The organism is Syntrophomonas curvata, from assembly GCF_052976825.1.
The window spans coordinates 2,454,979-2,469,128 of sequence record NZ_CM129641.1 but is presented as its reverse complement, the minus strand read 5'-3'; the positions used below and the strand labels follow the sequence as shown (position 1 = coordinate 2,469,128).

Sequence of the window (14,150 nt, the reverse complement as noted above, 5' to 3'; positions counted from 1 at the left end):
AATGTGCTGACCTGGCCCGATTATCCGCAACCAGCTCAACTAATCTCATCTGTACCTGTCTCAACTCAACTCATCTATTCTAGATCTTATTCTAGCATTGGATGTCGAACGTTGTAAATGACTTTATGTTCCGCAGCCGCTAGAAACGGGCTAAATTCCTTGCCAAAATAGCCCGGGCATCGCCGACCATCGCTTGAATCAGTTCCCCGCAGGTGGTTACCTCTTTTACCAGGCCGATGGACTGGCCAACCATCAGAGGTGCATTCTCCACCTCTCCCGTCTGCCAGGCATCAAAGGAGCGCTGCCCGGCCAGCAGGGGAATAAGTTCTTCTATTTTAGCCCCTTTGGCTTCCAGGTCCAGAATTTGCCGGGTGAGGTCATTCTTCAAGGCCCGGCCCTGGAGACCAACACTTTTACATATCAGGGTGGTCTCATGTTCCTCCCGTTTAATAAGCTCTTCCCAGATACGGGGATGAACTGTGCATTCCCGGGTAGCTATAAAACGGGTAGCCATCAGGACCCCTTCCGCTCCCAGGCTCAGGGCCGCCGCCAGGCTGCGCCCGTCAGCCATACCGCCGGTTGCTATCACCGGTATCTTTACACTTTCAGCAATGCGGGGAAGCAAAACCATGGTGGTGACATCATCATTCAAGGGATGGCCGCCTTCCTCAATACCGGCAGCTATAACCGCATCATAACCGTAGCGCTCAATATTTAAAGCATGTCTTACCGCCCCCACCTTATGCATGACTTTAACTCCGGCTTTATGACACATATCCAGGTATTTTACCGCTGGTTTGCCGGAAACTTCTATGGCGGTAACTTTTTCCTCGGCACAAACTCTAAAAAAATCGTCATATATTTCTTCGGTGAAACGCATGGAAGGAAGCAGGGTGATGTTAACGCCGATTGGTTTGCCGGTAAGTTCCCGGGTCTTATGGATGGCTGCTCTGAATTCTTCACCGCTGTTGTAATTACAGGCAGTGATATTGCCCAGTCCTCCGGCGTTGGAAATAGCGGCACAGAGCTCGGGAGTAGCCAGCCAGAGCATCCCTCCGCATATAATGGGATACTCGATACCAAATAACTCCGTTATCCTGGTTTTCAATAAAAACCCCTCCCTCAGATTTCTTATACCTATATATTACATAAACGAAATATCGATTACAAAAACCTTTTAACAAACTGATAACCGGACCGGAGCGGAATCAGTGGCATAAAATCCGGTGGGGAACTATATATTGTATAAAAAATGAGGTACAAGTTTTGATTCGAGGTGATGCAGGTGCTGGGAAGTTTTAAAACCCGTCTGTTGATAGTAATCGTAATAGTTACTCTGGCGGGATTGGCCATGCAGTCAAACAACGGCAGCCGGGAAGTGGTTGAACCGGTAATTGCTTATGTGTTAAAAGATTATGGAGTGGAGAAAAAAATAGCCACCTTCGTACATAATGTCCGGGATAACCGCAGCGTAATAGCGGTATCGGGAGATGCCGCCATGCAGCTTCCCTGCGAGTACCTGGAGCTCACCCGGAAATATGGCTGGTACTGGGACCCGGAAGAACAGAAGCAGAGCTTCCATCCCGGACTAAGTTTAAGGGTGAGAGACAACACTCTGGTCAAACCGGTAATGGCCGGACAGGTAGCCAGGATTTCCAGGGATAGCAAGGGGCGCACCGTGCTATTGCAGCATGATGACGGGGTTTATTCCCTGTACAGCGGACTGAAAGAGGTGCTGGTGGAGGAGAAAACCAGGGTAGGGCTGGATGACACCCTGGGCAAATGCGGCAGCAGCTTGTATCTGGAGATGAAAAATCAGGATGGACCGCTTAACGTCAATTACCTTTTTGAATAATGCGGCTGGGTAAGCTGGCCGGGGTTCTGGTTAAGGTTAACCCGCTTTTTTTACTGCTTTGTATCATATATATATATTTGGGACTGGCCCGGGAAATACTGGTGATACTAACCTCGGTACTGATGCACGAAATCGCCCACGGCATCATGGCTAAAATTATGGGGCTAAAAATAGCTGAGATCGATTTACTGCCTTTTGGCGGGCAGGCTAAGATTGAGGATTTTACCGGCCTGGACCCGAATAAGGAGATATACGTTGCTCTGGCGGGACCTATTACCAGCCTGTCCCTGGCAGCGGTTTTTTATTTTCTGCCCCTGAAGTTCGATCCCCCAACCCTGGATATGATGTTCAAGGTTAACCTGTTGTTGGGATGCTTGAATCTTTTGCCGGCCTTACCCCTTGATGGCGGGCGGGTACTGCGGGCATTGTTGTCGCCCTATCGGGGCTATAAGAAAGCCACCCGGGCAGCAGCTCTGGCCGGGGAAATAATGGGGGCATTGATGATTGCCGGAGGAGCTTATCTCCTCTGGAGCAGCCGTACCGGCATCAATTTCATCATACTGGGGGTTTTTCTGTTCTGGGCAGCCCGCCGGGAAGCCAGTTTTTTGGTCTATGCCTTTATGCGCTTTCTGGTTCACAAAAAAGGCGAGTTGGCCCGGAAAGGCTTCTTGACTTCCCGTCAGGTGGTAAGCTCAGAAAACACCACCATAAAAACCATCCTTGACTCCAGCCAGCCCAGCCACTACCTGCTGGTGGTGATAGTTGACCAGGACCATCATATAGCAGGCATGCGCAGTGAAGCCGAACTCATCGAATGCCTGTTTGAAAAAGGTCCCCGGGCTACTTTACGGGACTGCTAAAGCAGATTCGGTAAATACCTCAATCACGGCAGGGATTACTTCAGCCGCTACCCAGGGATTGGAACCGCCGGAAAGCACAAAGAGCATGGGTTTGCCGGCAGCAAACTCTTTAATCCGAACGGCAAATTGCCGGTAGGCTGCCGTACTCAGATAGAAATCACCGTAATCCTGACCATGCCCGTCATGCCCCAGTATTACGATTAAAAATTCATAGTCCCATTGCTGTTGCAGGTAGCCATCTACTGCCTGCAAAAAGACCTTATCATCTGCTCCGTCAATAAGTATTCCAAAATTCTGCCGCTCATGGTCGGCATAATTGTATTCTTCATCCCCATGATAATTGATGTGAATTATTGCCGGGTCTTTTCCCAGAATATCGCGGGTACCATCCCCGGAATGCGGGTCAACATCAATAATCATAATTTTTCCTATACCCAGGGAGCGCAACTTGTTTACTGCCATAGCCGCATCATTGTAATAACAGAAGCCCCAGGTATAGTTGTACCCGGCATGGTGACCGGCGCTGCCCACAAAACAAAAGGCAAAATCCAGTTCCCGGCAGGCCAGTTTCTGGGCGGCCTGCATCACGCCGGCGGCTGAGAGCAGTGCAACTTCGTGGTAGGGGGTGGATTGTACCCGGGCGATATGCTCCTTATGGTGGGTCTGTAAGAGCAGTTGATTGCTTTCCTCATCAATATACGGGGTAAAGACCTGGATTTTTTTACTTTGAATGAGCTTGTGCAGGGCATTAAAACCAGGCTCTACCCGGTGCCGCAGTGTTATATGCCCCTTTTTTGAAAAATCAGGGTGATAAAATACTCCTGCTTTCATATTTCGTAAAAACCCCCCCATACTGCAGGTCCAAGGCTTAAGCATAGTTTATATCATTTGGAGTATTTTGGCACTGACTGGAAAAAAGACAAATCCGTGATACTTTAAAAATAAATAACTTTGTTGCTGCTTTTAAAAAAATATGGTATTATAAGGAAAATATGTAGGCGTTTTGGTTTATCATATAAAGTAACAGTTAAACATTTAACTGTTGTGGTACAGGGCGGGCGAATGTTTATGGAACCAATGCCGTTATGTATATTTTTTCTGCAGTCATTCCCAGAGACCCTTATATTGACATACATAGGCTTAGCTTTAACGGGAGCGAAGCCCCCTAATCGACAAGTAATACTTATAGCCTTAATCGGTGCTTTTTTAAGTTATTTGATCCGCGTTTTTCCCATGCCGCCAGGATCAAATGTATTTATTCAACTCCCTGTCATAGCACTTATGCTTTTCATAATATGCAAACTTCCGTTATGGCTGGCCCTGGTCAGTGTCATATTGGGTTTTTTGGTTGTAAGTTCTTCCGAAATGCTTTTTATTCCGTTAATGTCCGATATCAGCGGAATTTCTATACAAGAGGCTTTAGATACTCCTCTTTGGCGTATACTATTCCCTCTTCCCGAATTTGCTTTTCTTACACTTTTGATTGTGTGCCTTAGACGTAAACAAATCCATATTTTCAACACATTTGATATGCCGGAGTTAAAAACGTACGGTAAACCGCTGGCGATATTGGGTTTTTCAGTAGGTTTGGTCGTCTTAGGTTTTTATTACCGGTTTTTCATGGAACCGGAAGCCTTTCGATCAGATTCCATATTAGCTGTTTTATTAGCCGTGATTCTGGTAGCAGTCGTGTTATCTCTGCTCTTGAGCTGGAAAATGATTTCTATGACCAGGCAGGAAAGACGGTTGGAACTTCAGCAGTTTCATATCTCTAATTTACAGGAAATGACGCAAATTATTAAAGCGCAGCGTCATGACTTTATCAATCATTTGCAGGTGATATATGGATTAGTCAGTCAGGAGCATGCCGACCAGGCAAAGCTGTATATAAATACTCTCTATAAGGACGTGCAAGTCACCAGCAATGTGTTACAGCTAGCAGTTCCTGAACTAAGCGCGCTTTTGCTGGTAAAGACGGGTGTTGCTACTGCACGCAATATCTCCCTGGTAATAAGCCAAGAATCAGATCTGTCTGCTCTTGCTGTGCCACCCATGGAATTAGCAACAGTTGTCGGAAACCTGCTCAATAATGCCATGGAAGCAGTAGAAAGTTTCAACCCTGCTTTAAGAACCGTTAGATTAAAGATTTACGAAAAATCCGGACTATATATAATCCAAACTCAAAATTCCGGATATATGCCTCCGGAAATAAAAAACAAGATATTTGAACTCGGCTTTTCGACTAAAACAGGTGACCGGGGAATAGGGCTTGCCTCAGTAAAATACCAGGTGGAAAAACGTAATGGGATGGTTCTGGTAAGCAGCCATCCGCAAAAGGGTACCCGATTTACAGTATGCTATCCAGGGAGGAGAGGAGCATGAGTATTCACGAGCTGTCAGTAAGATTTGCTGCTTACCTGGCACAGGAACTTAGCAGTGACCAGCGGCAGGAACTTAGAATGGCTTATGGACTGGAGATTCTCTTAGGAGAAATCGTGAAGTTGATAGTGATTATTTCATTTTCATGGATGCTGGGCATTCTACCTGAAGTTTTAACTATAACTGTTTCTGCAGGGATTTTACGCCTGGCTTCCGGCGGGGAACATTGCAGTGAATACTATCGCTGCCTTATAGGCGGTACCGCCTGGTTTCTCTTCCTGGGGTGGGGGATACATTGTCTTAATGCTTTTTTGAATCAATCAACAATAAACATAAGTGCGGGACTGCTGTTTTTCATATCCATTATCATAATCTTTAAATACGCTCCCGGTGAAACTGAGAATAAACCTATAAATAGTGATGAAGAACGAAAGAAGTTTAAAAAGTGGTCAGTATCAATAATGATCATCTACGGCGTCATTGTTGTGCTGTTTACTTATCTTGAAGTCTTAAATACCTTTGTTTTGCCCATGGCAGCAGGTATAATAGCGCAGGCCTTTACAGTATCACCCGCAGGTTACGGTTTCATCCATTTTGTAGATAGGGCTTTGGATTTTTCACGAGGTTAAGATATGAGAGTCCTTATAGTAGATGATGAGCCGGCTACAGGCTTTTTTCTTGAATCCATCATAAAAGAAGTGCCGGGGGTAATAACCGATGTCGCTGCCAGCGGCAAGGAGGCTCTGGTCAAGGCTGCAGTAAATAAGCCCCAGGCGGTATTCCTGGATATTGATATGCCGGATATGAACGGCATTCAACTTGCTCATACCCTGGCCGAAAAATATGAACACCTGGCGCTCGTTTTTGCCACCGCCTATCCCGACCATGCCTTGGAGGCCTTCGAGCTGTATTCGGTGGATTACATTCTTAAGCCCTTCAATAAAGAAAGAATAAAGAAAACGGTAAAGAAACTGGTCGATGCATCAAACCTCAGCCAGTCCGAAGCCTCTATTCCGATAAAGACCCCCAAACAGACGTTTTTCATCAAGCCCGGCAATATTTTATACATTGAAGCCCGAAGCAGAGGAAATATTATAAAGACCTTAAACAGGAGTTATACTACCAGAGAAGACATACATGCTTTTGAAATCAGGCTGCAGCCCTATAACTTCTTCCGCTGCCATCGGAGCTATCTGGTAAACCTCAAATATGTTAAAGGAATAGTTCCTTCCGGCCGCACTTACCAGATCGTATTAGATACGGGAGAAAGAATTCTGCTTAGCCGCAAACAGGAAAATTTGCTGAGAATAAAGCTTCAGTAGAAATAACAAAAAACACAATAAAGTAATGTTATTTTGCCGGTTGATCCCCGGTTATTTTTCGTTTCTGGATAATTCCTTCCCGTAACAAAACCCATTCAGGTCGGAATCCCACCCATTGGGCGCAAAAGGCTTGATTTTCATCTCCGGTTTAGTATATATAGTACAGGCGATCATTACCAATTGGAAGGAGGTGGAAAATATGATTAAAAATAAGGTGTTAAATGTGTTGTCTGTGTTTTTGTTATTCGTAGCCAGTGCAGGTGTACAGCCAGCGTGCTTGTTCCACTGGTATCAGCCGAAGCTGCCGGAATAGGAAAAAGTGTTTCATGGCTGAAGTTGGATTACTGATTTAGCCAGTAAAAGAATTTTTCCAATAAACGATAATATCTCAAGGGGGTATTTTTTATGGCAAAAACCAAAATGAGCATGGTTATGATTTTGAGCCTGATGATTTGCTTATTCTTATCTTTCGGGTTTGCCTCTGCTGCGGAATCAACTCCGGAAAAAAGTTTATCGCTTGACTTGCTAGAAATTCAAGATTTATCAAAGGATGTTGATGAGGGTCAAGTAAAACAAACCGATGAAGATGTAGCCATACTCGGATCAGCTCCTCCTCTGACCGATTTATTTATATATGCAGCAATATCGTCGAATTATCCTCAATATGAATATTTTGCCCGCAATCAAGTATCTTCGGTTCAAGATCATGGCGGAGCAGAAATGTATATTGTAACTTACGAAAGAGGCTATGGCAAAAATCGGTTTGCCAGGATGAATGGGGACCTACTTGATATGTATGACTGGCTCTGGTTTGATGATAACGGAGATAATGTTAACGATGGCGTTTATATTTGGTGGGATGCAAGCGGTTATCAAAATGGAAATTTCACTTATGAAAGCACTTCGCAAAACAATCCTTATAATACCATGTCTGATTTTATGTATATAAAATAACGCGATTTCAAGGGAAGGGGGTTATTGATAATTAACTCGGTATGCATCAATAACCCCGTCCCCATTTCTGGCGGTAAAACTCATTTGAAACGGATGACTAAATCCGATATTTATGAGGAGATGATATTTTGAAGGTTAATACAAGTGATTATCAACCCAATGCCTATCCATCCGCGCAGAGCAGAGCTCAGAGCAAATCAGACGCCGCCGTTTTTACGGTCGCTAATCCTGGTACCGGGTCCAAAGAGGCATCTAAGGATATCTGGGCGGAACTGGGCGGTAAATATGACATTCGCCATGCCACCTTTGATGAATTATGTGAAATAGCTATTACATTATATAAAAAAGGAGAGATATCAGGAGGCGACTGTGCAATAATGACTTTTGATTGGAAAAGAGCCGCGGACGATTTAAGGAAAGACCATCCGGATGTAGTGGCCGATTTAAACATAATCCCCGCAGATGCGGAGGGCCGAAGAGATTGGATTGCCGAGTTTGAAGCCCGGGCCAAACGTGCTTTTAGCCAGGGAAATGACGGCGGTTATGTACATAACCAGAAACTGGCGGACATACTCCTGCGGATAAGCCAGGAAAAGTCATAAGGGCGCAGTCTTCCTACAGCTGTGTGAAGAATGACTGAATCCGATATTTATGAGGAGATGAATATTTTGAAGGTTAATGCAAGTGATTATCAACCCAATGTCTATCCAGGCACGCAGAGCAGAGCTCAGAGCAAATCAGACTCCGTCGTTTTTACGGTCGATAATCCTGGTACCGGGTCAAAAGAGGTATCTGAAGATATCTGGGCAGAACTGGGCAGTAGATATGACATTCGCCATGCTACTTTCGACGAGTTGTGTGAAGTAGCAGATAAACTATACTCTGCTGGACAAATATCATTAGGTGATCTGGCCATCATGACTTTTGATTGGAAAAGAGCCGCGGACGATTTAAGGAAAGATCATCCGGATGTAGTGGCCGATTTAAATATAATCCCCGCAGATACGGAGGGCCGAAGAGATTGGATTGCCGAGTTTGAAGCCCGGGCCAAACGTGCTTTTAGCCAGGGAAACGACGGCGGTTATGTACATAACCAGAAACTGGCGGACATACTCCTGCGGATAAGCCGGGAAAAGTCATAAGGCTCATTGCAAGGCATTAAACGCTGTTTCTATTTCCGCCCAACTCTTACCGAAATGATATGATAAAATAATTTGAAATTAAGGTATATGATCATTAAAACAGGATTAAGTTTAAATCTCACAGGTACGACTTCAGGGACAACGGTAGGTTGAATCCCGGCGGTATGGCCCCGATACTCTTCCTAACAACGAATATCCGTTAAGACTCATACTTTTTGGAACAGTTCGGATTGGAACAACTATAATCAGGAAGGGGAGTGATAACTATGAAAAAGAGAACATCCATTATTATAGTAGTATGTTGTCTGGCCGTTATTTCAATAACATACTTAAGTGTATCGAAATCTATTGGGTCCTCCTTAAATTACGAGTGGGGGCAGAAATGGAAAGAGTTTATAGCTAACGACAATGACGAAACGGTTATGGTGGTAAATGAAGTGCCGGTAACGCAGAAACAGCTAAAATCTAAAATGAAATTTCTGGCGGCACAACAGGCAGGTGCTTCTGAAGAAGCAGCTCTGCAGGCGCTGATTAAACAAATTGTTTTACGGCAGGAAGCGGAGAGAAGAGGTATTTCCGTAAATTTACAGGAAGCGGAATCATTTGCGGAAACCATAAAAAAAGACCTGTTAGATAATCAGGATACTCCCGGAGCCAAGGAAACCCTTGAGTATATTTCTGCTACCGGACAAACGGTGGATGAGTTTTTTAAAGAAGCGGTTCCCGATTATCAGAAAGCGCTGATAGTAGGAAAGCTCCGTTCCCAGGTTGCAAAAGAGACCAGTATGCAGTTTAAGTCATTATCTCAGCAAGAGTTGGAAGTCAAGCAAAAAGCTGAATTTAAAAAGCTGGAGCAGGAACTGATGGAAAAGGCGCAGGTAAAAATAATCGAATAACATGATTATACCGCCTTTAAAATGCCACAGGATCATACTTCAGCAGCAGTAACAAAAAATATTATAAAATGACACTAATAGCCGGTTAATCTCCGGCTATTTTTCGTTTTTGGATAATTCCTTGCCGTAACAAAACCCATTCAGGTCGGAATCCGACCCATTCGGCGCAAAAGGCTTGATTTTCATTTCCGGTTTAGTATATATAGTACAGGCGATCATTACTAATTGGAAGGAGGTGGAAATATGATTAAAAATAAGGTATTAAATGTGTTGTCTGTGTTTTTGTTATTCGTAGCCAGTGCAGGTGTACAGCCCGCGTGCTTGTTCCACTGGTATCAGCCGAAGTTGCCGGAGTAATTAATATGTTAATCGTATGAATAATCTTCCCCATCTGTTGTGAGAGCAAACGGTAATGATCAGCAACTTTCTGATGCCCGGATTAAACCAATGCCTGATGTGGGAAAAAGGATATCCTTGTACAGATTGTTTGCTTGAAAAGGCCGATTCAGTAAAATCAGGGTCTGCTTATCAGCATCCACGGTTCCAACCGGCGCCAATAGTACTATTTATGGCGCTGATCTGGACAAGGCGCTGATTACCATGGCGTATCCTAATTTTACAGAGCCCGGCTAGGAAGCGAATAATTGTTTTAGGATAGCCTGGGGGATGGGTTACCTGTCCCCCAACTTAATGAATAAGACCGTTTGGAAAGAAGGATAATATTTTTTTAAAAACCTCGGCTTAATAAGGCCTGAATAGCAGTACAAAAACGCCCGTCTTGATTTTTGCATCGAAGCTGAGAAAAGAAAAATACTTGCGGAAGTAAAGGGCGTTACGCTAGAAAAAAACGGGGCGGCGCTATTGCCTGATGCCCCGAATGCTCAATCATTCCTTATAGCCTCCAGGGCACTGAGTTTCATGGCCCGGAGAGCTGGAGCATAGCCCGAGACCAGACCGATGAGGGTGGCGAATATTAAAGCGCCCAAGGCGAGTTGGGGTTCGATGATAGAAATCTTGCTCCCCCCTCCCATGTTCATCATAAAGCTCCCCGCCACCCGGTTTAAGAGCCAGGAACTGCCATAGCTTAGGGTCAAGCCTAGTATTCCTCCTCCTAGGCCCAGCAGGCCTGCCTCCAGTAAAAAGAGACGCCTGATGTCGGCGATGTCAGCTCCCAATACCTTTATAATACCGATTTCTTTGGTTCGCTCGTAAATGCTCATTATCATGGTATTGGCGATACCGATAGCGGCTACCAGCAAGCTGACCGCTCCAATACCGCCCAGTATCGCCTGCATAGCACGGGAGGTTTTTTTCATCGACTCCAGCATGTCGGTAAGACTGGAAGCCTGATATCCCAGGGCCTGAATCTGTTTTTGAATACCCTTGACCTCTTCCATATCTTTAATTTTGATTTTTATATTGTCATACTGGTTTTCCTGATCAGATTTGCGGGAGCGGGTTTCCCGCTTCGTAGTTTTGCTGTCTTCCGCCATGATTTTGCGCAGCGAAGTGATATTCATGAGAGCTTGATAATCCTTTTCACTGCCGCTTTCCTTCAGGATGCCTACACCTCTTATTTCATGGGGACGGGGTGGTTTGTAGTCAGCATCGGGGGTACCCTGGCTGCGCTCACCATACTGCATGTCAGCCGTCAGCAAAAGCTTGCCGCCGGTTAAATCTACCGGGGGGAGAGAGTCGGCATCCGGCCCCATGTAACCCATAGTATAACTGTTTCTGATGCGGGGGTTGCGGAAGTTATAGGCCACATATTTTCCGAAAATAGCGGCATCTTTGTCAGAGGCTAAGAGCAGGCGGCCGGTATCGACCTCGTAATCAAAAGCGGAAAGTTTTTCGGGATCAACTCCGGTGATTTGCACGTCGCCAACCATTTTACCGGCAACTACGCGCATAAAAGTCTGTTTCAGACCCATCACAGCTACCACTCCGGGAATAGCGGAGAAGCTGGCTATGGCCTCATCGTTTAGCTTAACATCTCCCTGCCTCCCGTGATTGGACACCTCTCCCCCTGCTCCGGGGTAGACATCGATAATGGTGAGACTCCCCATGCGGGCAATCTGTTCTTTGAAGCTCTGATCCATGGCGGTGCTGAGCGAGAGCATGATTACGATTGAAGCGGTACCGATTACCACTCCCAGGATAGTTAAAAAAGTTCGGGTCTTTCTGCGCCTCAGACTGTTCAGGCTCATTCTTAGCAGATCCGTTTTATTCATCGTCAAAATCCACTTCCTCTTGGGCATGTTTACGTTTCCTATATACTATAGCTGCGATCACCAGCAGTCCGGCAACAGCCCCGCCGGGGATCATCCATTTTTTCCACTGGCTTTTTTTAGCGGTATCCGGGACCGGCGGACCGGGCGGCATGGGTTCGGCTTGTTTGACCACCTGCAGGTTAAAGCTTTTGGACTGTTGGTAACGCTTGCCGCTGTCATCTTCATACTCCATAAATACTTTACCCGCTAACTTACCTGTTTTGTGAGGAATTATGGTTACGTCACAATAATCGTTTTTACCGCTTTCGAGATTGCCCAGATATTGTTCGCCATCCTTTATTTCAAAATTTCCCTCTACCCGCAGGCTAAGATTGCGGACCAGGGCCTTGCCTCCGTTATGGTAGCTGACCGATATGGACTGGGGATTGTCCAAGCCGATTTCCGGGGGCACTTCTACTGCTGATAGAACAAATTTGGCTTCTTGATTGACGGGAATGCTGATGACTTCTTTTTCGGTCAGTTTGGCACCCTTGCTATCCTGGAAATCGATTTCCGCATTTATGTTGTAGACCTGGCTTTCAGCATTGGCTTTAGGCATAAACATAAGGGTTTTTTGAATTATGCCCTGAGCTTCCAGCTTAGCAATATAGATGGAATTGCTGTTTCCTGCCGGGGAAAAAACCTGACCATCAGAATTGAAGCTGACCTTGATGTTGCATACCGGTTTCGTCTCGCTGGTATTGGCAAAGGTGAGGGTGAGGGGGAAAGCGGTTCCGGGCGTAACCGTAGCCGCTCCATAATCATAGTTCTCCAGTATGATTCTGGGGGTGAGGTCATCCTGGCTGTCTTTACCGGCCACCGGTATGTAAACCTTGCTTTCCCGGGTGTATTCCTGATTGTATTCATCCTGGTATTTCATAGCCAGGTCCAGGGTATAGGTGCCGCTTTTTACTTCCGGGTCTACCAGGATCTTGTAAGTAACCAGCTTTATTTCACCGGCTGTCATTTTACGTATATTCTGGGTCTCAGGCCATTTGTCCAAACTTATACCGTTGGCTGAAAATCCGCCCAGACGCAATTCGATATTCTGCAAGGCCAGGTCGCCGTCGTTCTGCATCTGAAGCTTGATTACGGTAGTCTTGCCGGCAGGGAGCTTCTCCCCTTCAAACTTCACATCTGTGCATTGGAGAATAGGCTGCTTATAGTCATTGACGATTTTTACGTAAACCGTTCCCGATGCCTGCCCACCTGCACCCGATGGTGTTGAATAGCTGATATTAACCGGAATTGGATAGGTTCCGGTTTTGATGTTGGAGGGTATGGTCATATTAAAAGTAACCGCGATTGACCCGGGAGTAAAATGGGAAACATAACGACTGAAGGACATCTTATCGGTCTTGAAAGGGAATTTTTCAGGATCACTGACGGCCAGGGATATATTGACGTTGCTGGCTGCAGCAGTGCCGGTATTGTCTATAGGTATATTCAGGCTTACTTTTTCACCGGCTTTATATTCCGGCATCCAACGATCATTAGCGATAACAATGTGAGGTTCTCCTCTGGGAATTGTACTCTCCGAATCTTCCGCTGCAGCGGCAGAAGAGCAAAGGATGTTGCAGAATAAGAGGCAGAGCGCCAAAAGTATATATGCAGATTTTTGCTTCATGAAATATTTACCTCGTTTCTGGGATTGTTTTCAATTCGTTCAATATTTCCGTCCAGAATCCGGACTATTCTATCGGCATAACCGGCTACATTGGGATCATGGGTTACAATAATCAGAGTTTGCTGTTTCCTGTGGGCCATTTCAACGATAAGTTCCATAACCTCTGTGCTGGTTCTGGAGTCCAGATTCCCGGTCGGTTCATCGGCAAAGACAACCGGAGGATTGCTGACAAAAGCACGGGCAATGCCCACCCGCTGCTGCTGGCCGCCGCTCATTTGCGAAGGTTTGTGTTCGCGGTATTTTTTAAGGCCTACCGCTTCCAGCATTTTTGAAGCCTGTTTATCCCTTGCCGTTTTGTTTATTCCCCGGAAGGTCAGGGGCAGGCTGACATTTTCCAGGGCGTTCAGGGTGGGCAGAAGATTATAGGATTGAAATATGAAACCGATATATTTCTGCCGAAAACGGGCCAATTGCCTCTCGTTCATTTTGGCTATATCATGACCGCGAATTAATATACTGCCCCGCGTGGGTTTTTCAAGGCCGGCCATCATATTCAGCAGCGTTGATTTGCCGGAACCCGAGGTACCCAGGATACAGCAAATTTCACCCCGGGGTATCTGCAGAGAGATATTATCCAGCGCGATTATTTTTTGGTCTCCTACCCGATATACTTTTCTAAGCTGCTCAATTGCAACGATATGTTGACTGATTTTTACATCCTCCTTCCCAGGAAGCAGTTTCAATAACTTACAGGGCTCTGGTTTAATTTTCCACCCAGTATTATACCTGAAAGTAATTATGGAAAACGGCTTTGAAATCTTGCACAATTTTTTGTTTTAAGTGTA

General features: G+C 45.5%; 16 protein-coding genes and 1 pseudogene. 12 read left to right on the top strand and 5 right to left on the bottom strand.

The window, feature by feature from the left end:
• Nucleotides 1–139: 139 nt before the first annotated feature.
• A complete protein-coding gene (locus tag ACU70B_RS11200) occupies nucleotides 140–1,108 on the bottom strand; it encodes an NAD(P)H-dependent flavin oxidoreductase (RefSeq protein WP_447183622.1) in 969 nt (322 codons plus the stop codon).
• Between the two features lie 177 nt (nucleotides 1,109–1,285).
• Between ACU70B_RS11200 and ACU70B_RS11195 the strand changes: the two genes are divergently transcribed.
• Nucleotides 1,286–1,855 carry a M23 family metallopeptidase gene (locus ACU70B_RS11195; RefSeq protein WP_447183621.1) on the top strand — a complete coding sequence of 190 codons (570 nt, stop codon included), beginning with the start codon at nucleotides 1,286–1,288 and terminating at the stop codon, nucleotides 1,853–1,855.
• Complete coding sequence (locus ACU70B_RS11190) at nucleotides 1,855–2,715, top strand: M50 family metallopeptidase (RefSeq protein ID WP_447183620.1); 861 nt, start codon at nucleotides 1,855–1,857, stop codon at nucleotides 2,713–2,715. Before ACU70B_RS11195 ends, ACU70B_RS11190 begins: the two co-directional genes overlap by 1 nt.
• On the opposite strand, the gene ACU70B_RS11185 is transcribed toward ACU70B_RS11190, so the two are convergent.
• Nucleotides 2,701–3,546 (bottom strand): arginase family protein, encoded by an 846-nt coding sequence (locus tag ACU70B_RS11185; RefSeq protein ID WP_447183619.1) that lies wholly within the window; start codon nucleotides 3,544–3,546, stop codon nucleotides 2,701–2,703. The genes ACU70B_RS11190 and ACU70B_RS11185 overlap by 15 nt on opposite strands.
• A gap of 237 nt (nucleotides 3,547–3,783) precedes the next feature.
• Between ACU70B_RS11185 and ACU70B_RS11180 the strand changes: the two genes are divergently transcribed.
• From ACU70B_RS11180 to ACU70B_RS11135, 10 genes and pseudogenes are all read left to right on the top strand, one after another.
• On the top strand, nucleotides 3,784–5,097 hold the full coding sequence (locus tag ACU70B_RS11180; RefSeq protein WP_447183618.1) for a sensor histidine kinase: 1,314 nt from the start codon (nucleotides 3,784–3,786) through the stop codon (nucleotides 5,095–5,097).
• Entirely contained in the window at nucleotides 5,094–5,723 is a 630-nt protein-coding gene (locus ACU70B_RS11175; protein ID WP_447183617.1) for an accessory gene regulator ArgB-like protein, read from the top strand. The genes ACU70B_RS11180 and ACU70B_RS11175 overlap by 4 nt, the downstream gene beginning before the upstream one ends.
• Nucleotides 5,724–5,726: 3 nt before the next feature.
• Nucleotides 5,727–6,416, top strand: coding sequence for a LytR/AlgR family response regulator transcription factor (locus tag ACU70B_RS11170; RefSeq protein ID WP_447183616.1), 690 nt, complete (start codon nucleotides 5,727–5,729; stop codon nucleotides 6,414–6,416).
• A 199-nt stretch (nucleotides 6,417–6,615) separates the two neighbouring features.
• Nucleotides 6,616–6,729: a cyclic lactone autoinducer peptide gene (locus ACU70B_RS11165; RefSeq protein ID WP_447183611.1), complete on the top strand. Its 114-nt coding sequence runs from the start codon at nucleotides 6,616–6,618 to the stop codon at nucleotides 6,727–6,729.
• A 92-nt stretch (nucleotides 6,730–6,821) separates the two neighbouring features.
• On the top strand, nucleotides 6,822–7,370 hold the full coding sequence (locus tag ACU70B_RS11160) for a DUF4879 domain-containing protein (protein ID WP_447183615.1): 549 nt from the start codon (nucleotides 6,822–6,824) through the stop codon (nucleotides 7,368–7,370).
• A 128-nt stretch (nucleotides 7,371–7,498) separates the two neighbouring features.
• Complete coding sequence (locus ACU70B_RS11155; RefSeq protein ID WP_447183614.1) at nucleotides 7,499–7,972, top strand: hypothetical protein; 474 nt, start codon at nucleotides 7,499–7,501, stop codon at nucleotides 7,970–7,972.
• Nucleotides 7,973–8,038: 66 nt separating this feature from the next.
• Complete coding sequence (locus ACU70B_RS11150; protein ID WP_447183613.1) at nucleotides 8,039–8,512, top strand: hypothetical protein; 474 nt, start codon at nucleotides 8,039–8,041, stop codon at nucleotides 8,510–8,512.
• A 266-nt stretch (nucleotides 8,513–8,778) separates the two neighbouring features.
• On the top strand, nucleotides 8,779–9,408 hold the full coding sequence (locus ACU70B_RS11145) for a hypothetical protein (RefSeq protein ID WP_447183612.1): 630 nt from the start codon (nucleotides 8,779–8,781) through the stop codon (nucleotides 9,406–9,408).
• Between the two features lie 243 nt (nucleotides 9,409–9,651).
• Complete coding sequence (locus ACU70B_RS11140) at nucleotides 9,652–9,765, top strand: cyclic lactone autoinducer peptide (RefSeq protein ID WP_447183611.1); 114 nt, start codon at nucleotides 9,652–9,654, stop codon at nucleotides 9,763–9,765.
• A 414-nt stretch (nucleotides 9,766–10,179) separates the two neighbouring features.
• Nucleotides 10,180–10,350 (top strand): annotated as a pseudogene (locus ACU70B_RS11135) (DNA/RNA nuclease SfsA); the annotation flags it as partial.
• Here ACU70B_RS11135 and ACU70B_RS11130 read toward each other — a convergent pair.
• From ACU70B_RS11130 to ACU70B_RS11120, 3 genes are read right to left on the bottom strand one after another with little or no spacing between them, the layout of a single operon-like run.
• Entirely contained in the window at nucleotides 10,290–11,639 is a 1,350-nt protein-coding gene (locus tag ACU70B_RS11130; RefSeq protein WP_447183610.1) for an ABC transporter permease, read from the bottom strand. The pseudogene ACU70B_RS11135 and the gene ACU70B_RS11130 sit on opposite strands and share 61 nt — an antisense overlap.
• Nucleotides 11,632–13,305: a COG1361 S-layer family protein gene (locus tag ACU70B_RS11125; RefSeq protein WP_447183609.1), complete on the bottom strand. Its 1,674-nt coding sequence runs from the start codon at nucleotides 13,303–13,305 to the stop codon at nucleotides 11,632–11,634. Before ACU70B_RS11125 ends, ACU70B_RS11130 begins: the two co-directional genes overlap by 8 nt.
• Nucleotides 13,302–14,048 (bottom strand): ABC transporter ATP-binding protein, encoded by a 747-nt coding sequence (locus ACU70B_RS11120; RefSeq protein WP_514393151.1) that lies wholly within the window; start codon nucleotides 14,046–14,048, stop codon nucleotides 13,302–13,304. Before ACU70B_RS11120 ends, ACU70B_RS11125 begins: the two co-directional genes overlap by 4 nt.
• Nucleotides 14,049–14,150: the final 102 nt, after the last annotated feature.